The sequence below is a fragment of the Sphingomonas sp. GlSt437 genome (assembly GCF_048015635.2).
Lineage (GTDB): Bacteria > Pseudomonadota > Alphaproteobacteria > Sphingomonadales > Sphingomonadaceae > Sphingomonas.
In genome coordinates, this window is the sequence record NZ_JBPGYA010000001.1 from 1,273,707 (window position 1) to 1,295,348 (window position 21,642).

A 21,642-nucleotide genomic window follows, 5' to 3' on the forward strand; every position below is an offset into this window, starting at 1 on the left:
CATGGCACCGATGCGCGACAGCGGATCGGATAATCGGCCCATCGGCTCGGCTGACCTGACCGGCTGTTTCTAACTGAGACAATGTCGGAATTGAAACGGCATTTCGCCATATCCACTTCGTCCCTTAAGCGAAGGAACTCCACGCCATCATGATGAGTAACAACACGCCGAGAAGTCCTTGATAAACAACAAAGGGCCATGCGGAGAAGCGCTCGAGAATGCGCTTCAGCGCCCAGATCGCGATGAACGCGGAAATTGAAGCCGTTAACAGACCGACCATCAGCACCGACCAGCCGCGCAAGTCGAGCCCCGGCCGGTGGAGTTCCCAAATCTCCTTGAGTGCCGCGAGCGCGATAGCCGGAATACCTATCAGGAAGGACAAACGCGCCGCCTCCTCGCGCCTGAAGATGAGCGCCAGGGCCGCGGTCAGGGTCGAGCCCGATCTCGAAATACCGGGAATGGGGGCACCAACCTGAGCAAGTCCGACGAGAATTGCATCAACAAGCGAGGAACTCTCGACGGTTCGGCGATGACGTGCCGTAATCTCGGTCAGCGCCATCAGGAGCGCCATGCCGATACAGGCCCAGCCGATCGCCGTGAGACTGCGAAGCGGCGAAGCGCATTGATTGAGGATGGTGCTCAGTGCGGCGCCGGCGATCACGATCGGAAGGGTGGCGAGCCCGATGCGCAGCGTCAGCCGAAGGTCGGCGTCGTCAAAACGCCGCTGAGTGATGGCCGAAACGGAGCCACCAGCGAGCCGGACCACGTCCCGCCGAAAATAGCTGACCACCGCCACCCGAGCAGCAAGCTGCATCGCCGCCGAGAACGCCGCGCCGGGATCGCGCCGGCCCAGCAGCGCGGGAACGACGCGCATGTGGGCCGTCGAGGAGATCGGAAGCAGCTCGGTTATCCCCTGGACCAATCCCAGCCACGCGACCTTGGCATGACCGAGGGACACGAAGCCGGTATCGACGCCAGGCGAGCATGCAGCGGTCATGGGCTATCTTTCCCTGGATGGAGCGGGCTGCGTCAGGACGCCCGCCGCCGATTATACGAGAAACCGATAAATATCGCGGCGGCCATCGCAAGCTGCGTCAGGATCGACTGCCAGGTCGGGAAGATGCCGAGCATCGAAAGCCGCGGCGCGGCCGCCATCGGCGCGATGTCAATAATGCCGGCTTCCTGGAGAGCGGCGACGCCCTTCCCGGCGAGGACGACTGTCAGCCCCGCCATCAGCCACGAACTGTAGGAGAAGAATTGGGCGATCGGCAGTTGACGGCTGTAGCGCAGCATGGCCCAGGCGATCACCCCCAGCATCAGCACCGCGGCCGCAGCACCCGCGAGCAGCGCACCACCATTACCCTGCACCCAGAGCGCTGCGTAGAACAGAATCGTCTCGAACACCTCGCGGTACACGACCACGAACGCGAGGCCGCACAGGAGCCAGGCCGAGCGATCCGACAGGGCATGCGCCATCTTGTCCCGGATGTAGCGCTGCCATTGATCGGCCTGTGCCTTGCCATGCATCCAGATTCCGACCGACAGCAGAACCACGGCAGCGAACAGCGAGCCGAACCCTTCGGTCAGCTCGCGGCTCGCGCCGCTGATCCCGATCGCATAAGTGGCGACGAACCAGGTAAGCAGTCCCGCCGCGAGGGCACCGACCCATCCTCCATGGACATAGGGCAGAACCTCTGTCCGCTCCGCCTTCCGGAGAAAGGCGATCATGGCGACAATGATGAGCAGGGCTTCCAGCCCCTCGCGCAGCAGGATCGTCAACGCGCCCAGGAACGTCGAGGCTTGGCTGGACGCACTCGGTACCAGGGCCGCTTCGGCATCGTCGAACAAGCCGTTCAGGACGAGCGCGCGGTTCGCGAGATCGTCCGCCGAAACGCCCTGGTCGATTGCGGCGCGATACTCGCCCATCGCGCCTTCGATCCGGCTGAGCAATGTCGCATCGCGCGCGCCCAGGGTGGGCTCGACCGGCTCGAATCCGTCAAGATAGGCGGAGAGTGCAATCTCCTTGGCGGCGCGGCGGTCGCCTTTGCGAAACGCGTCGAGACTGGCTGCGAGCTTCTGCCGAACCAGCGAGAGCGAGCCCGGCGCCTGCGCGACCACGGCTTCCGGGTGACGGCGCAGATAGGCCATCACCGCCAGCGCCGGTCGTTCGCCGATGCTCGATGCAAGCGTGGCCGGCGTGAGCGAAACCAGCGTCTTGAGGTCCGGTATGCGCTGCCGCAGCGTGGGGTCTGCCTTCCACAGACGCTCGCCCTCGCGGGCCTGGTCATCGGTCAAGGCAAAGCTCCCGGCGCGAAGCGCAAGCGCCCAGCGATCGTCGCTCGGAAGGTCCGCGAAGCTCTGCATGGCGGTGCCGTCAATGCCCTGGCCGATGACCTGATAGAGCGCGAATATGCTTCGCTGGCGGGCACGGGTCAGATCGGTGAAAGCGATCGGCGATGTGCTGAGCTTGGCCGCATTCAGGCCATGGCCATCGCCGGTCGCGCCATGGCATGCGGCGCAGGTCGTCTGGAACAATGCCTCGCCCCGCGCGAAGCTCGGCGGCGTGGCGGGGGCAAGCGGAACGGGATAGGCTTGGAGGAGGTCTGCTGCCAGTCCGTGCGTGAGCGTTGCGACTTCTTCCGGCGATCCCTTGCGGCCGATGACAGCCTGGAGGTGCGCGGCGCCCGACATCAATGCCCCGCGCTGCGGTGTCGGCGGCAAGGTTGCGAGCCGCGCCGACACGGATGCCGCGAATTCGGTCATCTCGGCATATTCAGACGCGCTCTTTATCCGGCCCCCATCGACCGCGCCGCCATAGTCCACGGCCATATAGTCGAGCAGCCGCCAGGCGGTTTGCACGTCGTTCGGGTCCGCTGCCGGTGCCGCGCTCAGCCCGGCCGGTATCGCGGCCAGCCAAAAAAGCGCGATTACCGAGGCGAAGACGCGCCGAGCCGTTGCCGCTGAGAATCGGCGAAATGGGAGGTGGGACATCGCTCTGCCCTACAACCTCCAGTAGCTGTAGAAGCAAGAACTTTGCGAGCACGACGCAATAGCAATTGTCAGGGCAGTGTGATGCACGACATGGACGATGTCCGATCGGCCAGGATCAGTAATAGTCGGCAAGCCGGATCTCGCGGACGGCACCGCCATCGACCGTGAGCTTCACACGCCTTCCGACAGGTCCGAAGCGCCAGCGCCAGAGCGCTCCCCGGGTATAGGTAAAGTCGACCGGCCGGCCGTCGACCGCAATGATCCGCTCTCCGATCGCCCAACCATCGCGTGCCGCAGGACTTCCCGCCGCGACATGGACCACAATGAGGGCGTCGGTGGAAGCCGCGAGACCGAGGCCGCTATGGTCTTCCAGCATGGCCGGTCGGCGGTCGGATGCGAGTGCGTGGAGCCACAGCCGTCCGACCGTGAAGTCGAGCACCACGTCGAATTGGGCAAGCAGCGGCAGGCCGATATTGCCGACCGTGCTGCCGGAAAGCCAATCGTCGACGGCGAGCGCGGGGATGACATCCACGCCAAGGCCCGCGACCTCGGTACGATCCACCATGAACGTGGTTGCGAGACGCTTGCCGTCCACGCCGCCGAGAACCGCGGTTGAACGCGGCTTGCCGTCTAGCAAGCCGTGCCGATCGGCATAGCCCTGCGACACTATCAGCGCCGTGCTGCTCCCGAGGTCGACCACGAGCGGCGCAGGATCGAGTCCGGCGATCGACGCATAGACCAACAGCTCGCGATTGCTCCCGTGCCCCATCGGCGCGAAAGCCCAATCCGGTCCGCCTGCAAAGCGCTCGGCCAGGGCGTAGCGAGCATTCGCGAAATCCAGCGCCAGGCACCGACCGGCGAGCACGTCCTGGCCCAATATGAGATCGATCGGCCTCCCGAACGCGGCCGACGCCGTATCGAGATCGGCAGTATAGGCCAGGGCGAGGTGGCGTGACTGCCGGCCGATCACGACATCGAGGTCGCGGACGATCCTCGCAGAGGCTCGTCCGCCCAATCCGCGGATCGTGCGTGTCTCGGCCCCGTCCAGCCCCAGTCGCTGCGCGAGCGAAGCGCTGATGATGGAGGCCGCGCTGCCGCTGTCGAGAATGGCCGCCACCGAAATTCCGCCGACGTCCGCACGCACCACCAGCGTATCGCCGGTTGCCATTTCGAAGCTGTCCCAAGCGGCATCGGAAGCGAGCCCGCTCCACAATCCGCCCCGATGCGCCGTCATGGCGAGCAAGCGGGACGGCGTGGTAGCCAACGCCAAGCCACTACCGGACAGAAGGCCGGCGAGTATCGCTCGTCGCTGCACGGTCAAGGCGTCCGAATTGCGTTCACCACATTACCTGATTGGTCACTGCCCATAATCGCAGCGATCGGTCGGTTCCTACCTCCTCCAGCCGCTGGAGGATCAAGCCTTTTCGCCACGAGGTGGCGTGTTTGCTATGCGACTGGTCGGGCAATGGCCTGGATGACGCGGCAGTCGGCGATCCGCTGGCGATCGCAATTCTGACTCATCGCGGCCAGTTCATCGCGAAGGGCTGCGAGCTGTCCCAATCGTTCCTCTACTGCGGCGAGGTGACGAGATGCGATCGCCATCGCTTCCCCGCAATCGCGCCCCGGCTCGCTGGCGAGTGCAATGAGCGAACGAATCTCCTCGATCGAGAAGCCCAGCCTGCGGCCGTTGCGAACGAAGTTGAGCCGATCGACATCGCGAAGCGCATAAGTGCGCCGATTAGACTCAGTCCGCACCGGCCGATCGAGCAACCCGATCTCCTCATAGAAGCGGATCGTCGTCACTTTGGTGGCGGTCGCGCGCGATAGCTCCCCGATTTTCATGCGGTTTTCGTCTCCGATCTGTTGCGAGCGCGTCGCTTTAGTGCTTGCTCCTACAGTGACTAGAGATTGTAGGGAAGGCTGATGACCGAATCCGCCTCCTCATCCTGCGCCTGTCATGGCGACGAGAAACGCGCACAACACGACCCGGCCTATCGACACGCGCTTACGGTCGTCGTCGTGCTCAACCTCGCATTTGGCCTGTGTGAGCTGGTCGGTGGCTTCCTTGCCGACAGCCAGGCCCTGAAGGCGGATTCACTCGACTTCCTTGGAGATGGCTCGATCAGCCTGTTGGGGCTGATCGCGCTGACATGGTCCCCGCGTAGCCGCGCTCGGATTGCGCTCAGCCAAGGACTTTTCCTAGGAGCGTTAGGCCTCGTGGTCATCGGCTTCGCAATCTGGCGGGCGCTGAATGCAGCCGTGCCGGAGGCGGAACTGATGGGCGGGATCGGTGTCGTGGCGCTTGCCGTCAATGTCACCGCGGCCTTGGTGCTTGCCCGCTTCCGCGAAGGCGACGCCAATGTGCAGGCGATCTGGCTGTTCAGCCGCAACGATGCCATCGCGAACATCGCGGTCATCGTCGCGGCCGGGCTCGTCGCATGGACGGACAGCGCATGGCCCGACCTCGTGGTGGCCGGCGTGATCGCTCTTCTTTTCCTCCATTCCGCCTATGAGATCGTCCGCAACGCACGGGCCGAACTCAGCTCCACCCCCTGATCCTTGGGTATCATGCCACCAATTTCGAACCCCTTGGCCTGCGCGCTCGCCGCAGCCGTCCTCGCCTCAGCGTCCGGCGTCCCCGCAGCTCATGCCCAGACATCGGCGTCGGCGAACGCCCCTGTCTTGACGCTGGCCGACGCGCTCGACCTCGCCGGTTCGGCTTCGCCCAATATCGACGCCGCCGATGCCGGCGTGCGCGCCGCGGGCGCGGCTCGGCGGGTCGCCGCTCTTCGGCCGAACCCGTTGCTCAATGCCGACATCGAGAATGTCGGCGGTTCGCGCGCGTATAACGAGATCGAAGCGCCCAAACAGACGGTCTCGGTCGGCGTGCCGGTCGAACTGGGAGGCAAGCGCTCCGCCCGGATCGCGGTCGCCGATGCTCAAGGCAACCGCGCGCAGATCGAGCGGGTCGTTGCCGGCGCTGATCTCCGGGTGGCCGTGACACAAGCCTATGTGGAAGCTCTCGCAGCCGATCGGCGTCTTGCGACCGCACGTGACCAGGCGGCGATCGCGGCAGAGGCGGTCCGTGCCGCCCATGTTCGCGTCGTGGCCGGGCGCGCGTCGCCGCTGGAGGAACAGCGCGCCGAAGTGCTGCGGATCAGCGCGGACGCAGCCGTCGACCGCGCGGCGCGCCTCGCGGACTTGGCAAGGGCGAACCTCGGTCGCCGTATCGGCCGTCCCGCGACGGGCGCGCTCGATGAAGCATGGTTTGATCGGGTGGACAGCTATGGGCCGTCGCAGCTCGACGCCGGCAGCAGTCTTGCCGTCGCTTCGGCGCGAGCCGACGAAAAAGCGGCCGACGCACAGCTTCGGCTGGCGCGATCGCAGCGGCTGCCCGATGTGACGGTGAGCGCAGGCTTGCGGCGCCTGCCGATCAACAATGACGTGGCTGCGGTGTTTGGCGTGTCCGTGCCGTTACCGTTCTTCAACAGCGGCACATCGTCGATCGCGCAGGCAGGCGCCGAACGGGACAGGGCCACGGCGCTGCGACGCGCGGCCGAACTCGAAAATGAGCAGGCAATCGGGCAGGCACAGGCGGATGTCGCCAACGCCGCAGCAGCGGCCAGGACCGCGGCGGGGCCGTCGCTCGCCGCGGCCCAGGAGGCCGCGCGCATCGCCCGCATCGGCTATCGCGAAGGCAAGTTCGGCCAGCTCGATCTTCTCGAGGCGGAACGCACTCTGGCCGATACCCGGTCGGCCGCGATCGACGCGCTTGCCGCCTTCCACAACGCCCAGGCCCAGCTCGATCGCCTGACCGCCTCCGCAAAGGACTGACCCGATGACCTCATCCCGTTTCCAGGCGGCTTCACCGCTTCTCCTGGCAGTGCTGCTTGCTGCATGCAGTGGGCAGGCGGCCAAGGAAGCCTCCGGCGAAAAGACCGAAGCGGCCGGAGAAGCCAAGGGCGAGAGCGGCAAGAAGGCCGATACGGTCAAGCTGTCGGCCGACCAGATCAGGACGGCCGGAATCGAGATCGTCCATCCGACCGTCGGCGGGAATGGCGGCGCGATCGAGCTGCCGGCGACCGTCGAGGGCAATCCGCAAGGCACGCAAATCGTGTCCGCCGCGATCGCCGGGCGGGTGGTGGCGCTCAATCGCAATCTTGGCGAGGCCGTCCGGCGCGGCGAGACGCTAGCGGTGGTTGAGAGCCGCGAGGCAGCCTCGCTCAAGGGCGAAGTCGAGGCGGCGCGCGCACGGCTCGCGCTCGCACAGTCGAACTATGCACGCGAGCAGCGCCTCTATGCCGAGCGCGTGTCGCCCGAACAGGATCTGATCGCGGCGCGCACCGCAGCGACGGAAGCGAACATCGCGCTTCGCCTCGCGCGCCAGCAACTGTCCGCGACCGGCGGCGGCGGCGGGTCACTCAACCGCGTCGGCATCGTCGCGCCGATCGCGGGCCAGGTCATTGGCCGGAACGCCATGCTTGGGCAGACCGTCGCGGCCGATGCCGAGCTGTTCCGCGTTGCCAATCTTTCGACCGTCTCGCTTTCGCTGTCGCTCTCGCCGGCGGATGCAGGCCGGGTGCACCCGGGCGCGACCGTCGAGATGACGGCGCCGGGACGGACAACGCAGGCCCGTGTCACCTTCGTTTCGCCTGCGCTTGATCCCCAGACGCGGCTCGTGCCCGTCGTCGCGACCATCGACAACCGAGGCGGCCAATGGCGCGTCGGCGAATCCGTGACCGCCGCGATCCAGCTCGTCGGCGCAGGCGATACCAGTATTCGCGTGCCGCTCACGTCGATCCAGACGATCGACGGCAAGTCCGTTGTGTTCGTCCGGACCGACGATGGCTTCAAGGCGACGCCGGTGACGCTCGGCGCCCAGTCGGGCGAGACAGTGGTCATTGCCTCGGGCCTCACCGGACGCGAGCAGGTTGCCTCCACCAACAGCTTCATCCTGAAATCCGAACTCGGCAAGAGCGCGGGTGGGGACGAGGATTAAGCCATGATCGAACGCATCGTTACCCTTGCGGTCGCGCGTCGCTGGCTTGTCCTGCTGCTGACCGTCGTTGCCGCCATCATCGGCATCGTGTCGCTCCGGCAGCTCCCGATCGACGCCGTTCCCGATGTCACCAACAATCAGGTGCAGATCAACGTGCGGGCGCCGGCGCTTTCGCCGGAGTTGATCGAAAAGCAGGTCACATTCCCGGTCGAGACCGCGCTCGCCGGCATCAAGGGCCTCGAGAGCACGCGCTCGCTGAGCCGCAACGGCTTCGCCCAGGTAACGGCGGTATTTTCCGACGCGACCGACATCTATTTCGCGCGGGCGCAGGTGGCCGAGCGGCTCAACGATCTGAAGGAATCGCTGCCAGCCGGTGTCACGCCGGAAATGGGCGCAATCGCGACCGGCCTCGGCGACATCTACATGTGGACGCTCCACTATCAAGAGCGTGGTCATGAACGGCACAAGCCCGGCGAGCCCGGCATCCAGCCCGATGGCAGCTATATAACGCCCGAGGGGGATCGCCTCGTCAGCGAGGCCGACCGGGCGACCTATCTCCACAGCGTCCAGGAATGGATCGTCGCGCCGCAGGTGAAATCGGTTGCCGGTGTCGCCGGCGTCGACTCGCTCGGCGGTTTCGACAAGGAATATCTGGTTGTACCCGACGTCCAGAAGCTCGCCGCGATCAAGCTCAGCCTGGCCGAACTTGCCGACGCGCTGGAGGCGAACAACAGCGCGATCGGGGCCGGGGTGGTCGATCGCAACGGCGAAGGGCTCGCGGTGCGCGCCGACGCGCGCATCCGCAGCATCCCGCAGCTCCGCAACACGGTGGTCGCGACGCGCGACGGCGTGCCGATCCTGCTCGGGCAGGTCGCCGATGTCCGTCTCGGCCAGGGAATCCGCCTCGGTTCGGCGTCGGAGAATGGCCGGGAAGTCGTGACCGGCACCGCCGTGATGCGGATCGGCGAGAACAGCCGCACCGTATCAACCGGCGTGGGCGAACGGTTGCGCAAGATCGGTCCGTCGCTTCCGCCCGATGTTGTGATCGAGCCCGTGCTTGACCGGACCGCGCTGGTGAACTCGACCATCTCCACTGTTGCTCGCAACCTGGGCGAAGGCGCGGTGCTGGTTATCGTCGTCCTGTTCCTGCTGCTCGGCAATTTTCGCGCTGCTCTGATCGCGGCGGCAGTCATCCCGGTCACGATGTTGCTGACCAGCTTCGGCATGCTCCGCGTCGGGGTCTCGGCGAACCTGATGAGCCTTGGCGCACTCGATTTCGGTCTGATCGTCGACGGCGCCGTTATCATCGTCGAGAATGCCTTGCGTCGCCTGGCCGAGCGGCAGCACCGCCACGGCCATCATCTCGATATTGGCGAGCGCCTGTCCGTGATCGCCCAGGCCGCTCGTGAGATGATCCGCCCCTCGGTCTATGGGCAGGCGATCATCATCATCGTTTATGTGCCGCTGCTGACCCTTTCGGGTGTGGAGGGCAAGACGTTCGAGCCGATGGCGCTCACCGTCATCATGGCGCTGCTGTTCGCCTTCATCCTGTCGCTCACCTTCGTGCCGGCGGCGATCGCCGTCTGGCTGAGCAAGCCGGTGGAGGAGAAGGAAGGCCGGATCGTTGGATGGCTGCGCCGCCGCTACGAACCGGGCCTCGACCGGGCGCTCAGCCGTCCCAAGCTCACGATCGGCATCGCCGTGGCGTCACTCGCGCTCGCCGTGGGGGGCTATCTGTCCCTCGGCCAGGAGTTCCTGCCCCAGCTCGACGAGGGCAATGTCCTCGTCTCCGCCTATCGCGTGCCGGGCACCTCGGTCGAGCAAAGCCAGAAGATGCAGTTCCAGATCGAGAAGGTGCTTGCCGGGATGCCCGAGATCAAGACGGTGTTCTCGCGAACTGGCACCGCCGAGCTGGCGTCGGACCCGATGCCGCCCAACGCAACCGACACCTTCGTCATGCTCAAGCCGCGTGACCAATGGCCCGATCCGGGTGAGGCGAAGGCGGAGGTGGTCGAGCGCATCGAAAAACGTCTGGCTGGCGTTCCGGGCCATTCCTACGAGGTCACCCAGCCGATCCAGATGCGCTTCAACGAGCTGATCGCCGGCGTCCGCAGCGATGTCGCGGTCAAGGTGTTCGGCGACGACTTCGGCCAGATGAACGACGTCGCCGACAAGATTGCGGCGGTGCTGCGCCGCGCGAAAGGCGCCGAGGACGTGAAGGTCGAGCAGACCGAAGGCTTGCCGATGCTCGATATCGCCTTCAACCGCGATGCAGCGGCGCGTCTCGGCGTCACCGCCAAAGACGTCCAGGCGGCCATCGCCGCGACGGTCGGCGGCCGCGAGGCGGGGGTCATTTTCGAGGGCGATCGCCACTTCCCGGTCGTCATCCGTCTGTCCGACGTCGATCGCGCCAATTTCGAGAGACTGGGACAGGTGCCCGTGCCGACGCCGTCGGGCGTATCGGTGCCGCTGGCGAGTGTCGCCGACATCCAGATCAATGATGGTCCCAACCAGATCAGCCGCGAGAACGGCAAACGGCGCGTCGTCGTTCAGGCCAATGTTCGCGGTCGGGATGTCGCGAGCGTGGTCGCGGAAACGCAGGCGGCGATCGCGCGCGACGTGGCACTGCCGGCGGGCACCTATCTCGAATGGGGCGGTCAGTTCGAGAATCTCGCATCAGCCCGCGCGCGGCTGATGCTGGTCGTGCCGGCCTGCTTCGCGCTGATCCTGCTGCTGCTCTACGGCGCGCTCGGCTCGGCGCGCGATGCCGCGATCGTCTTCACCGGCGTTCCCCTCGCGCTGGTCGGCGGCGTCCTCGCGCTCGTGCTGCGCGGCATGCCCTTCTCGATCTCGGCGGCCGTGGGCTTCATCGCCTTGTCTGGCATCGCGGTGCTCAACGGGCTGGTGATGGTGACGTCGATCCAGGACCTTATGCGCAACGGCATGGACCGGGCGACGGCGAGCCGTGACGGTGCCTTGGCCCGGCTTCGCCCTGTGGCGATGACGGCGCTGGTGGCCTCGCTCGGCTTCGTGCCGATGGCGCTCGGGCATGGTGCCGGTGCTGAGGTCCAGAAACCGCTGGCCACGGTCGTCATCGGCGGCCTGATCTCCGCGACCTTGCTGACTCTGTTCGTGCTGCCGACGCTCTACGCGCGCTACGGCCGGCGGGAATTGCCACGGTCGCACGACGAGCAGGGGGAAGCAGGCGCGGCTCCGACCGTGGGTCACCATGGCGGCCCCGCACCTCAGAACGCCTGATACGGCCGGGTGGCCGACGCGCATGTCCAAGCCGCTTGCGGCCAAAGGCGTCGGCCCATGTTCTCAAGCGTGGTCTCAACGCCCGGCTCTCGTGGCTTCGGATGTCGGTGTCCGACGGTACTGGAAGTTGAGAAACGCGCTTGAGTGCCGCGCCGCCGGCGAGGCCGGCCATCCAGCACCGCCGAACATCTTGGGGATAGTGTGAAATTCGTGAGCTGACCATGGCTTATGCTTGCCAATATCGGCCCGCTCGCACAGAATCTCCCCAATGAGAAAGGATATCGATCATCTGCCTGCGGCGCAGCGGGGCGAACTGGACCGGGTCCAGGGCGTGCTGATGGACGAGTTCGCCGAGGCCATCGCCAAGGCGACCTCGCCGTCGCGCAAGAACGGCAAGATCCTCAAAGTCATCCTGTTCGGAAGCTATGCGCGCGACGACTGGGTCGACGAACCCGAGAATGGCTATCAGTCCGATTTCGATCTGCTCGTGGTCGTCAACCACAGCGACCTGACCGATATCGCCCATTACTGGTACGTCGCCGAGGACAGAATTCTGCGCGACGCCGCGATCCAACGGCCGGTCAACATCATCGTCCATGCGCTCGACGAGGTGAACCAGTCATTGAAGCGCGGCGAGTATTTCTGGGTCGATATCGCGCGCGACGGCATCGTGCTCTACGAGCTGCCCTGCCATCCGCTGGCGACGCCGATGCCGCTCACCTCGACCGATGCCTATCTGATGGCGAAGGCCTATTTCGAGGAGTGGCTCGAAAAGGTCACTGACGCGATAGAGATTGCTGAATTTTGCATTGAAAAAGGCAAGTGGAAGGACGCAGCCTTTACGCTGCATCAGGCTACCGAACGCGCCTATATCTGCTTCCTGCTCGTGCGGACGCTCTATTTCCCGCGCTCGCACAACATCAAGTTCCTCCGCTCGCTCGCGGAGGACAGCGAACCCCGGCTGATTGATGTCTGGCCGCGCGATCGGCGTCTCGACCGCCGCCGCTTCCAGCTCCTCAAGCGTGCCTATGTCGAGGCGCGCTATTCGACCGCCTATCAGATCGACGTCGACGATCTGACCGCGATCCTCGCCTGCGTGCGAACCTTGCGCGACGTGGTCGAGCAAGTTTCGCGCGAGCATCTCGAAACGCTTCGGACCAAAGCCGGGCACTGATTTTCCCTTTCCGGCATCAATTTGGCGACGCTGTCGGCCGTCTTGCCTTTATCTTTGATCTGCGCCTAATCTGCGGCTGCGTCGCGTAGCGCCGCCGGGGCTTGAGAACCCCGCTTGAGAAATCGATCCCTCCGCACCTCGTCGTTGCGGCCGGGTGGCCGTCGCATCTGTCCAGGCCGTTTCGGCTAAAGGTGGCGGCGCATGTTCTTTTGCATGTTCTCAACGCCCGGCTCCCGCAGGTCCGCCTCGCACCTGGAGGCAGGCCGGATATGCGCCGAGAACGGATATCGCCCGATGAGCTGAGCCGGCATGCCGGTGCCGACCGATGCGGCTGAACCTGGCGTCCGACGAGATCATCGCTGTTGGCGCGCCGCGCGTCGCCGATGATGATCCGCTGCCGCCCGAAGACCGCGCTTCGCCTCTCACCCCATCTCCCACACCGGCCCGCTCGCTCGACGCGCTCTATCGCGCGCACGCGCCGCGCCTGCTGCGTTTCTTTTCCCGTCGCTCAGGCAACGACGACGCGCTCGATCTCGTCCACGAGACCTTCGAGCGGTTGGCCCGGCGTGACGGCGATGCCGGCGCCGCCGTCGATCGTCCCGAAGCCTATCTGTCCCGGATCGCCGGCAATCTCCTGCGCGACCGCGCGAAATTCGCCGCGCGCCGCTCCGCCGCCTTTCATGTGCCGATCGACGAGATCCCGCTCGCCGGGCGCGATCCGCTCGACCAGTTGGAGGCGCGGGATATGATCAATCGTCTCGAAACCGCTATGCAGCGGCTCCAGCCACGGACGCGGGAGATATTCATGGCGTGTCGACTCGATGGATATAGTCATGCGGAAGTCGCGGAACGCATCGGCATGAGCGTGCGCGGCGTGCGCAAGCAGATGAGCCGGGCCATCGCCGAGATCGAGCGTGTCTTGGGCGACGAGTGACGACAATGTCCGGCCGTGGTACAAAATCCGATGACGCGGTGCGTCGCGAGGCATCCGATTGGGTGGCGTTGATCCATGATCCCGACGCCGCGGTCGATCGCGCGGCGTTCGAGCGCTGGCGAACCGCCGATCCGCGCCATGCGGCGGCCTATGCGCGCGCCGAGCGCGCGTGGGACAGCGCCGCGTTCCTCGCCCAGACCAGTTTCGGGCGCACACGCGCTCTGCCCGAACGGCGGCGTTTTTTCGAGCGGACCGAGCTGCGCTACGCCTTTGCCGCGGCGGCCGTGCTGGTCGTGGCGATCCTCGGTCTGTCCATCGGCGGCGTCGGACTGTTCCGGCACGATCGTCCGCCCCAGGCCGCGCAATTCGCGTCGAACATCGGCCAGATACGCCGGGTTGCGCTGGCGGACGGTTCGACTGTCACGCTCGATACCGACAGCGTGCTGCGCGTCGCATTCACCGCCAGCGAACGCCGTCTCTATCTCTCGCGCGGCCGCGCGCGCTTCGACGTCGCGCATGACGCCGCGCGCCCGTTCGTCGTCATGGCGGGCAACGGTTCGGTGACCGCCCGCGGGACGATCTTCGACGTCGCTGTTGCCGGTGACCGCGTGAAGGTGATCCTGCTGCGCGGCGTCATCGAGGTGCGTGACGGTCCTTCGGCCGCGGACACGTCCCAACCGACCATGGTGCGCCTCAGCCCGGGCCAGCAGATTGCTTTCGGCGCCGCTGAGCCTTTGGTGGTCCCGCAGCCGGCCGCCGCGACCGATGCTCAATGGCCCACGGGCATGCTGAACTTCGACCGCACGCGGCTTGCCGACGCCATTGCTCAGGCCAATCGCTACAGCACCGTCCGGATCAGCCTCGCCGATCCCGCGCTTGGCGACGTGCGTATCACCGGCGCCTATCATACCGGCGACGCTGCCGGCCTGGCGCAGGGTATCGCCGACTCGCTCGGCCTACATGCGGCGAAAACCCCTGAGGGCGATGTCGTGATTTCCGCTCTGGCGCCGGTCCCGGCCACCTGAAATAAATTTGTCACGGGAGGGGGCAAGCCGCCGCCCTCTGTCGTCAAGCGCCCCGAACGACGCCGCAAAGTGCGTCTCAATGGGGAGTTCATGGAGTGATCGGACGGTTTTCGAGAAGCATTTACGTGTGCGTTGCGGGCACATCGATCATCGCGCTGGCGGCACCAGCTCATGCGCAACAGGCTGACCAGCGGCGTTACGATCTTCCCGCCCAGCCCCTTGGGACGTCGCTGCGCGCCGTCGCCGATGCGTCCGGCACCAACGTCATTGTCTCCTCAGCGCTGGTCGATGGCAAAATCGCTCCCGCTTTGTCGGGGCGGTTCACCGCTGTCGAGGCTATTTCGGCGCTGTTGCGGGGATCGGGTCTGCGCGCGAGGCTGGCGGGCTCCAGCCTTATCGTTGAGCGAGCACCAGCCGCGCAGGACGTCTCGGCGGAAGCGGACGGTTCGGACATCGTCGTGACCGGCAGCCGGATTCGCGGCGCGCCGGTCGCGTCGCCGATGATCCGGCTCGACCAGAAGGACATGCGCGATGCCGGGCAGAGCAGTGTCGCCGAGGTCGTGCGCAACATCCCGCAGAATTTCGGCGGCGGGCAGAATCCGGGTGTCGGCAACAACGTGCCGGCGGCCAGCGGTATCAACGTCGGCAGCGCCTCGACCATCAACCTGCGTGGACTTGGCAGCGATGCGACGTTGACGCTGCTCAATGGTCACCGCCTCGCTTATAATGGATCGCGCCAAGGCATCGATGTTTCGGCGATCCCGCTGGGCATGGTCGACCGGATCGAGATCGTCGCCGATGGCGCATCGGCGCTGTACGGTTCCGATGCCGTCGCGGGCGTCGCCAACATCATCCTGAAACGCGACTATGATGGTCTCGAAACGCGTGCGAACATCGGTGGATCGACCGATGGTGGCAATTTCCAGCAGCAATATGGCGCGGTCGCAGGCAAGCGATGGGGTTCGGGTGGCCTGATCGCCGCCTATGAGTTCGCACGCAACACCGACATCCTTTCCGATGACCGCTCTTATGCATCGTCGCGTCCCGGCGTCACCATCTACCCGGCGCTGCGGCGGGATGCCGTGGCGCTGGCGGGACATCAGGCGATCACCGATCGTCTTGAATTCACGGTTGACGCCCTCTTCAACAAGCGCTGGAGCCTGTCGGGCTTTCCGCTCAACACGGCCGGCGATCTCGCCGTCAGCCACACCGAGCAGAGTTCAACGAGCCGCTCCTTCGCCATCGCGCCCTCGCTCAAGCTCGACCTGGGCAAGGACTGGCGCCTGTCGCTCTCCGGCGTCTATGGCGAGGAAAAGGTGGAGCTGCACAGCGACAGCTATGCCGGCACCGCCCGGACCAGCGCCAATTTCGTCTGCTACTGCAACAGCGGCCGCTCGGTCGAGTTGGCCACCGATGGCAGCCTCTTCCGCCTGCCCGGCGGTCCGGTGAAGCTGGCCATCGGCGCCGGCTATCGCGACAATCGCCTCAATGCCTTTCGCGGCGACGGTAATCTCAACAATGTGAACAAGTCGCAGGACAGCTATTATGCCTATGGCGAACTCAATCTCCCGCTCGTTTCCGCCGGGCAGGGCATTGCTGGGATCGACCGTCTCAACCTGAGCGGGGCCGTCCGCTACGAGCGCTACCCCGGCGTCGATGCGGTCGCGACCCCCAAGCTCGGCATCATATATGCGCCGACGGCCGATATCGCCATCAAAGGAAGTTGGGGCCGGTCGTTCCGCGCGCCGACGCTCTTCCAACAATATCAGGCCCGAAGCGCGCTCCTCTACCCAGCCGCCAGTCTGGGCGGCGCCGGCTATCCGGCAAGCGCGACCGTTCTGCTGGTCCAGGGCGGCAACCCGACATTGAAGCCCGAGCGCGCCGGGACCTGGACCGCCACGATCGAGTTTACGCCACATACGGTGCCGGGGCTACGTCTCCAACTCGGCTATTTCTCGACCCACTACACCGACCGTATCGTGACGCCGATCAGTTTCCAGGCCCAGGCGCTCAGCAACCCGCTATATGCGGGCCAGGTCGCACTGGCGCCGGGCGCGAACGCGGTGACGGCGGCGATCGCCAACGCGGCGCAATTTTTCAATGTCTCGGGTCAAGCCTACACCCCCGGCAATGTCGTCGCGATCGTCGACAACAGCAACGTCAATGCCGGCCGCCAGTCGATCCACGGCGTCGATTTCCTCGCCGACTATCGGACCGATCTCGGGGCCAATCGCGGCACGCTGGGCCTCGCGCTTAACGCCAGCTACCTCGAAAGCAACCAGCAGCTCACGCCTGGAGCGCCGGTTCTCGCCAAGGCCGGCACCCTCTTCAATCCGCCGCATTGGCGAGGCCGGGGTAGCATTACTTGGAGCAAGGGTGGCCTGACCCTCAATGCAACGGCAAACCATATCGGGGGCGTCGAGGACATCCGTTCGACCCCGGCCATATCGGTCGATGGGATGGACACGGTCGATTTCACAGCACGCTATGCGTTCGGCGCCGTCCAAGGCCCGCTGCGCGGCCTCGAACTCAGCCTGACTTTGCAGAACGCCTTTGACGACCATCCAACGACGATCGCGACATCGGTCTATTCCGACACCGCTTACGACTCGACCAATTATTTGCCGGTCGGTCGCTACATCGGGATCGGGATCGCCAAGTCATGGTAGCATCGCGCTGCACGGCCCAAGGCCGCGTTGCGCGCGCCGCCGCTTTCCTGCCTGCTCTCTGGATACTCGCGACTGCGGTCCCCGCCATGGCTGCGTGCGAAGATCTATTGTCCTCCCCTCGCCCAGCGCGCCAGGCGGTTCGGTCGATCACCCCGGACGACCTGCTCCGACTCCGCGACATAGGGCAGCCTGACGGGTCAATGTTCGGTCAGCCGAGCCCGCTCGGCATTTCGCCGGACGGGCATCAGGCGGCATTTATCCTGAGCCGCGCCGATCCCGACACCAACAGCTATTGCCGTGCGCTTGTCGTGATCAGTCTGTCCGGCCCGCCAAACCCGCATATCCTCGATCGCGGCGGCGAGATGATCACCAACAGCACCGTCGCCAGGGGCCTGATCGTCGATATCGGTTTCCCGGCCTTGCTGACGCCGGCCTGGTCGCCCGATGGTCGGTGGATCGCCTATCTCCGGCGTGACCAGGGCGTCACTCAAGCTTGGCGCGCGCGCGCTGATGGCAGCGGTGCACAGGTCGTCACCCGGTCGCCGGTTGACGTCGAGGCGGTCGCTTGGACGCATGATGGACGGCGCATCGTCTATGTGGAGCAACCGGGCGATGATGATGCCGGACGCCGCATCGCACAGGAAGGCCGCGGCGGCTGGCTCTATGATGCTCGCTTTGCCCCAAATGTCGCGGCCCGGCCGCTCATCCCCGGCTCGGCGCCGCGCGAAGCCTTCACGATCGATCCGGCAAACGGGGATGTCATGCCGGCGGACGCTGCCGAGCGGACGCTTGTTCCGATCGAAGATCAGTCGGGAAGTTCGATCGCGCCGTCGGCGGTCTCGCCGGACGGAAGGCACGCATGGACCGAACATCGCGATGCGTCTCCACTCAGCCCCCTCCAGCTTGTCGTCGTCGATGATTCCGGAAATCGCGTGATCTGCACTGGGGCACATTGCGACGGCGGCTTTACGAGCCTCTGGTGGGACAGGGAGGGCAAGGAATTACGCTTCCTGCGGCGCGAAGGCTGGGCGAAGGGGCAAATGGGGCTCTATCGTTGGATTCCCGGCACTGCCGAGCCGCGGCGCGTGCTGCTCACTGATGATGTCCTGCTGGGTTGCACACCCGCGGGCTTGTCGTTGCTATGCACGTCCGAGAATGCCGTCACCCCGCGCCGGCTGGTATCGGTCGACCCCCGTAGCGGTGATGTGCGGCCGATCTACGACCCCAATCCCGAATTCGGATCGATCCGGCTTGGCAAGGTCGAGCGGCTGCGGTGGCGCAATGACCTCGGGCTCGAGGCGTGGGGCGATCTCGTTCTGCCGCCCGACTATCGACCCGGCACAAAGCTGCCGATGATCGTCGTGCAATATCATAGCGACGGCTTCCTGCGCGGCGGCACCGGCGATGAATATCCGATCCATGCCTTTGCGGCGCGTGGTTTCGCGGTACTGAGCATCGAGCGCCCCGCCTTCTTTGCGGAGGCGAAACCCGGCATTCGATCCTATGACGACGTCAATGCCGTCAACGGCAAGGGGTGGGCCGAACGCCGGAGCCTGTTGTCTTCGCTGGTCACCGGCGTGAACATGGTGATCGCCCGGGGCGTCGCCGATCCCGCACGGATCGGCATCACCGGCCTCAGCGATGGCGCGTCGACTGCGCGCTTCGCGCTGATCAACACGCGGCTATTCGCGGCAGCGGCGATCAGCACCTGCTGCGTCGAGCCGAAATCGGTCATGATCTATGGCGGCATCGCCTATGCCGATGCGATGCGGGCAATGGGCTATCCGCCCGCGAGCCGCGACGACCCCGCGTTTTGGAGCCCCTATTCGATGGCGCTCAATGCGCGAGCGATGGGCCGGCCGCTGCTGATGCAGCTCGCCGACGAGGAATATCTGCTCGGCCTGGAGACCTTCACCGCGCTGCGTGAGGCCAATCAGCCGGTGGAGATGTACGTCTTTCCCGGTGAGCACCACATCAAATGGCAGCCCGCGCACCGCCGCGCGATCTATGAGCGCAACCTCGACTGGTTCCAGTTCTGGCTGCAATCCCATGTCGATCCCGATCCCGCGAAGGCCGCGCAATATAAGCGGTGGGAGGCGATGCGCGCGCAGCTCCGACCAGCGGCGTCATCGCCCTGATCGAGTCCAGGCGCGTGCCCAGGCCTCGACATCGGCGAACTGCAGGATGCGCCTGAACGCATCGCCATGGACTGGCCGCGGATCGTCGAGCACGCCCAGCACGGCGGGCAGATCGAGCATGTCGTGCGCGGCCAACTCGCCATCGGCGAGCATCCGCCGGATCGCCGCGCGGTGCGTCTCGAATATCTGGGCCACGAAGCTATCAGGCGTGCCTTTCGACCGTCGCCAGATGACGTCTGCCGGTAAATCTCCGGCAAAGGCGCGACGCGCGACGACACGATTTCGTCCACCCTCGAACCACAGCCAGCTCGGAACGCCCAAGCAGGTCTCGACCAGCGGCTGGGATAGCAGCGGCGAAACAGTCGGTAGCAGATCCTGGGGGTCATGGCCTTCCACATAGCTTTGCGCAAAAGCCATCAACCGGATGTGCATCGCCTTGCCGGGGAGTGCGCCGGGCGGGAGGACGAGCCAGGGATGGAGGTTCGTCGGTCCGACCATCGCCACGGCCCGCGGCGACAGGAAACTCAAGTCCTGCACATGCCGCATGGCCGGCTTGCCGAGCCAGGCACGCCTCACGGCGTCGCTGGTGACGGCCCACAGGCTCGCCGGTGCGAGCTGGCTGATGTCCCGCGCTGTGCGCAGGAAGGAGGGGCCAAGTCCGGAGGTCAGCAGGCGGTCCGCTGCCGGCCCGGTGGACTGGAGTGAACAGAACACATTGTCCCCGCCACCGCCGTTGAAGATCGCGCCTGCCCCGATCGTTTCTGCCGCCTCGGTGGCCAGACGGTTCGATTCCTGGACAAACGCGCGCACCGTCGGACGAGGGAGGTGCGCCGCGCCGGATCGCTCGATATCGATCCGCGACACGTCTCGATATGCCTCCGTCAAGACGGCGCCCAGGGACTGGGTCGTCCGGCGCGCATAGTCGCGCTCGTCGCCGGTCGCGTCCTGGGTGACCAGGGTCAGGCTATGGAACGACAAGCCCTGCCGGGCGAGGCAGGCCGCGACGATCGAGGAATCGAGACCGCCGGACAGCATGAGCACGACCCGTCCATATTCCGAGGCCCTGGCTGCCACGCACTCCAGCGCGGTAGTGCGCAGCCGGCGCGCGGCTTCATCCGCATCATCGACCTGTCGGCCACGATCGGCGAAAGCCCAGGGTGACCACAACGCCTCGACCACTGTCTTGCCGCCGACGATGCTGAGCCGCTCGCCACCGGGCAATTCACGCAGGCCGCCAAAGCAGGTTGCCGGGCCGCGCATGTCGCGCGTGGCGAGGTGACGCGCGACTTCGTCCCAGGCGACGACGGGGGTGAACAGGCCGAACGCGACAAGCAGGGCGACGTCCGAAGCAATGACGGTCACTCCTTCGATTTCGACGACATAGCAAGGCAGGTCCCCGAGCGGTGCCCGGACGATATCGACGCGGTGCCCGTCCGGCTCATTCAGGATGGCGACATAGCGCCCCCAATAATGCTCGATCAGGTGAACGCCGCGCGTTGCGCCGATGCGCGCCCGTTCCACCGCGTCCAGTTCCCGGATCGGTTGCGCCGCGCCGCGCGCAAACAGCGACCCCAGGATGATGCCACGCCCTTCGAGACGAAGCGGCATGGCCCCAATCACGGCAACGCTGACCCGGCCATCGTCGAACCGAAGGTCAAGCGCTTCGAGGTCGCGCGCACGCGCCGAAAATCGTGCCGCCAGGTCAGCATTGGCGTCGACTGCTGACCGGATAAGGGCGATGTAGCGGCTCTGCATCACACGGAGAGGATCGGCGTATAGGTTCGCACGGTGTCGATGCGGTCATTGACCAGCCATGCGCCGGCCTGCACCCAGCTATGGGCGGCAAAGGGCCTAAGCCGAACGCCGATGACGAGGTCGCCCGGCAATCCCAGCGCTGCGAGACGACGGGCCACCGCAACCGAGCGGGAAAGGCATTGGTCGTGCGATCGCACGATGCGCGCGGTCCGCTCGAATGCCGCGGCGACCTTCTGCATCGATTCGGGAGCGATTGTCGGAGCGGCGGATGGCGACGGTTTTGCGTCGGCCAGCTTGCGAAGAACGGCATGAAGATGGCCGAACCGGAGAGAAAGGCGCGTGAAGGCCAGTGCAGACAAGGCCGCCGCGACCTGACGGACATCGGCACGCTGCACGGATATGTCGAGGAAGCTGGCGGTCGGATTGTCGGGCGGAGAAAAAGCCATGGGAACGTCCGCGTCATCCGTTTCCGCCAAGATGCCGGATCGTAATAGGCCCGCAAGCGCCCGCATTTCCCCAGGATCGAGATCATGCCGGCTGATCATTTTCCGGAAGGCAGATTCCGCCTTTTCGCCGAGGCAAAAATAGCGGTCCGCAACAACGTCCAGGAACAGGAGGCGGTCGCTCACGTCGCAGAACGAAATGCCGGCGCGCAGCGCAAGGCCCATAGCGCGTCCCCTATCGCAAGAGCGGCGCGCG

15 protein-coding genes are annotated in these 21,642 nt (G+C 65.7%); 9 read left to right on the forward strand and 6 right to left on the reverse strand.

Features of this window, described 5'->3' with window-relative positions:
• Positions 1 to 124 precede the first annotated feature (124 nt).
• From ACLB0R_RS06240 to ACLB0R_RS06255, 4 genes are all read right to left on the reverse strand, one after another.
• Positions 125 to 997 (reverse strand): undecaprenyl-diphosphate phosphatase, encoded by an 873-nt coding sequence (locus ACLB0R_RS06240; protein ID WP_240885768.1) that lies wholly within the window; start codon positions 995 to 997, stop codon positions 125 to 127.
• Between the two features lie 32 nt (positions 998 to 1,029).
• The gene (locus ACLB0R_RS06245; protein ID WP_240885769.1) at positions 1,030 to 2,991 is read right to left on the reverse strand and encodes a cytochrome c/FTR1 family iron permease; all 1,962 of its coding nucleotides are present in this window, start codon (positions 2,989 to 2,991) and stop codon (positions 1,030 to 1,032) included.
• Between the two features lie 115 nt (positions 2,992 to 3,106).
• The gene (locus ACLB0R_RS06250; protein WP_240885770.1) at positions 3,107 to 4,225 is read right to left on the reverse strand and encodes an aspartyl protease family protein; all 1,119 of its coding nucleotides are present in this window, start codon (positions 4,223 to 4,225) and stop codon (positions 3,107 to 3,109) included.
• Between the two features lie 212 nt (positions 4,226 to 4,437).
• Complete coding sequence (locus tag ACLB0R_RS06255) at positions 4,438 to 4,833, reverse strand: MerR family transcriptional regulator (RefSeq protein ID WP_240885771.1); 396 nt, start codon at positions 4,831 to 4,833, stop codon at positions 4,438 to 4,440.
• 81 nt (positions 4,834 to 4,914) lie between these two features.
• Here ACLB0R_RS06255 and ACLB0R_RS06260 point away from each other — a divergent pair, with 81 nt between their 5' ends.
• The 9 genes from ACLB0R_RS06260 to ACLB0R_RS06300 all read left to right on the forward strand — a co-directional run bounded on the left by ACLB0R_RS06260 (position 4,915) and on the right by ACLB0R_RS06300 (position 19,188).
• Entirely contained in the window at positions 4,915 to 5,547 is a 633-nt protein-coding gene (locus ACLB0R_RS06260) for a cation transporter (RefSeq protein WP_416642463.1), read from the forward strand.
• A 12-nt stretch (positions 5,548 to 5,559) separates the two neighbouring features.
• A complete protein-coding gene (locus ACLB0R_RS06265) occupies positions 5,560 to 6,825 on the forward strand; it encodes a TolC family protein (RefSeq protein ID WP_240885773.1) in 1,266 nt (421 codons plus the stop codon).
• A 4-nt stretch (positions 6,826 to 6,829) separates the two neighbouring features.
• On the forward strand, positions 6,830 to 7,990 hold the full coding sequence (locus ACLB0R_RS06270; RefSeq protein ID WP_240885774.1) for an efflux RND transporter periplasmic adaptor subunit: 1,161 nt from the start codon (positions 6,830 to 6,832) through the stop codon (positions 7,988 to 7,990).
• A 3-nt stretch (positions 7,991 to 7,993) separates the two neighbouring features.
• Complete coding sequence (locus ACLB0R_RS06275; protein WP_416642464.1) at positions 7,994 to 11,248, forward strand: efflux RND transporter permease subunit; 3,255 nt, start codon at positions 7,994 to 7,996, stop codon at positions 11,246 to 11,248.
• A 268-nt stretch (positions 11,249 to 11,516) separates the two neighbouring features.
• On the forward strand, positions 11,517 to 12,422 hold the full coding sequence (locus ACLB0R_RS06280; protein ID WP_240885776.1) for a HEPN domain-containing protein: 906 nt from the start codon (positions 11,517 to 11,519) through the stop codon (positions 12,420 to 12,422).
• A 325-nt stretch (positions 12,423 to 12,747) separates the two neighbouring features.
• Positions 12,748 to 13,356: an RNA polymerase sigma factor gene (locus tag ACLB0R_RS06285; protein WP_240885777.1), complete on the forward strand. Its 609-nt coding sequence runs from the start codon at positions 12,748 to 12,750 to the stop codon at positions 13,354 to 13,356.
• A 5-nt stretch (positions 13,357 to 13,361) separates the two neighbouring features.
• Positions 13,362 to 14,381 (forward strand): FecR family protein, encoded by a 1,020-nt coding sequence (locus tag ACLB0R_RS06290; protein WP_276616529.1) that lies wholly within the window; start codon positions 13,362 to 13,364, stop codon positions 14,379 to 14,381.
• A 95-nt stretch (positions 14,382 to 14,476) separates the two neighbouring features.
• Entirely contained in the window at positions 14,477 to 17,050 is a 2,574-nt protein-coding gene (locus ACLB0R_RS06295) for a TonB-dependent receptor (RefSeq protein ID WP_434953781.1), read from the forward strand.
• On the forward strand, positions 17,044 to 19,188 hold the full coding sequence (locus ACLB0R_RS06300; protein ID WP_434953782.1) for an Atxe2 family lasso peptide isopeptidase: 2,145 nt from the start codon (positions 17,044 to 17,046) through the stop codon (positions 19,186 to 19,188). The genes ACLB0R_RS06295 and ACLB0R_RS06300 overlap by 7 nt, the downstream gene beginning before the upstream one ends.
• Here ACLB0R_RS06300 and ACLB0R_RS06305 read toward each other — a convergent pair.
• Together ACLB0R_RS06305 and ACLB0R_RS06310 are read right to left on the reverse strand one after the other, a co-directional pair.
• Entirely contained in the window at positions 19,177 to 20,943 is a 1,767-nt protein-coding gene (locus ACLB0R_RS06305; protein WP_416642467.1) for an asparagine synthase-related protein, read from the reverse strand. The genes ACLB0R_RS06300 and ACLB0R_RS06305 overlap by 12 nt on opposite strands.
• Positions 20,943 to 21,611, reverse strand: coding sequence for a lasso peptide biosynthesis B2 protein (locus tag ACLB0R_RS06310; RefSeq protein ID WP_240885783.1), 669 nt, complete (start codon positions 21,609 to 21,611; stop codon positions 20,943 to 20,945). Before ACLB0R_RS06310 ends, ACLB0R_RS06305 begins: the two co-directional genes overlap by 1 nt.
• Between the last annotated feature and the right edge of the window lie 31 nt (positions 21,612 to 21,642).

Excerpts from the sequence above, each read along its gene's own strand:
- ACLB0R_RS06240 (WP_240885768.1), bottom strand. The coding sequence starts at position 997 with ATGACCGCTGCATGCTCGCCTGGCGTCGATACCGGCTTCGTGTCCCTC.
- ACLB0R_RS06245 (WP_240885769.1), bottom strand. The coding sequence starts at position 2,991 with ATGTCCCACCTCCCATTTCGCCGATTCTCAGCGGCAACGGCTCGGCGC.
- ACLB0R_RS06250 (WP_240885770.1), bottom strand. The coding sequence starts at position 4,225 with ATGACGGCGCATCGGGGCGGATTGTGGAGCGGGCTCGCTTCCGATGCC.
- ACLB0R_RS06255 (WP_240885771.1), bottom strand. The coding sequence starts at position 4,833 with ATGAAAATCGGGGAGCTATCGCGCGCGACCGCCACCAAAGTGACGACG.
- ACLB0R_RS06260 (WP_416642463.1), top strand. The coding sequence starts at position 4,915 with ATGACCGAATCCGCCTCCTCATCCTGCGCCTGTCATGGCGACGAGAAA.
- ACLB0R_RS06265 (WP_240885773.1), top strand. The coding sequence starts at position 5,560 with ATGCCACCAATTTCGAACCCCTTGGCCTGCGCGCTCGCCGCAGCCGTC.
- ACLB0R_RS06270 (WP_240885774.1), top strand. The coding sequence starts at position 6,830 with ATGACCTCATCCCGTTTCCAGGCGGCTTCACCGCTTCTCCTGGCAGTG.
- ACLB0R_RS06275 (WP_416642464.1), top strand. The coding sequence starts at position 7,994 with ATGATCGAACGCATCGTTACCCTTGCGGTCGCGCGTCGCTGGCTTGTC.
- ACLB0R_RS06280 (WP_240885776.1), top strand. The coding sequence starts at position 11,517 with ATGAGAAAGGATATCGATCATCTGCCTGCGGCGCAGCGGGGCGAACTG.
- ACLB0R_RS06285 (WP_240885777.1), top strand. The coding sequence starts at position 12,748 with ATGCGGCTGAACCTGGCGTCCGACGAGATCATCGCTGTTGGCGCGCCG.
- ACLB0R_RS06290 (WP_276616529.1), top strand. The coding sequence starts at position 13,362 with ATGTCCGGCCGTGGTACAAAATCCGATGACGCGGTGCGTCGCGAGGCA.
- ACLB0R_RS06300 (WP_434953782.1), top strand. The coding sequence starts at position 17,044 with ATGGTAGCATCGCGCTGCACGGCCCAAGGCCGCGTTGCGCGCGCCGCC.
- ACLB0R_RS06305 (WP_416642467.1), bottom strand. The coding sequence starts at position 20,943 with ATGCAGAGCCGCTACATCGCCCTTATCCGGTCAGCAGTCGACGCCAAT.
- ACLB0R_RS06310 (WP_240885783.1), bottom strand. The coding sequence starts at position 21,611 with ATGGGCCTTGCGCTGCGCGCCGGCATTTCGTTCTGCGACGTGAGCGAC.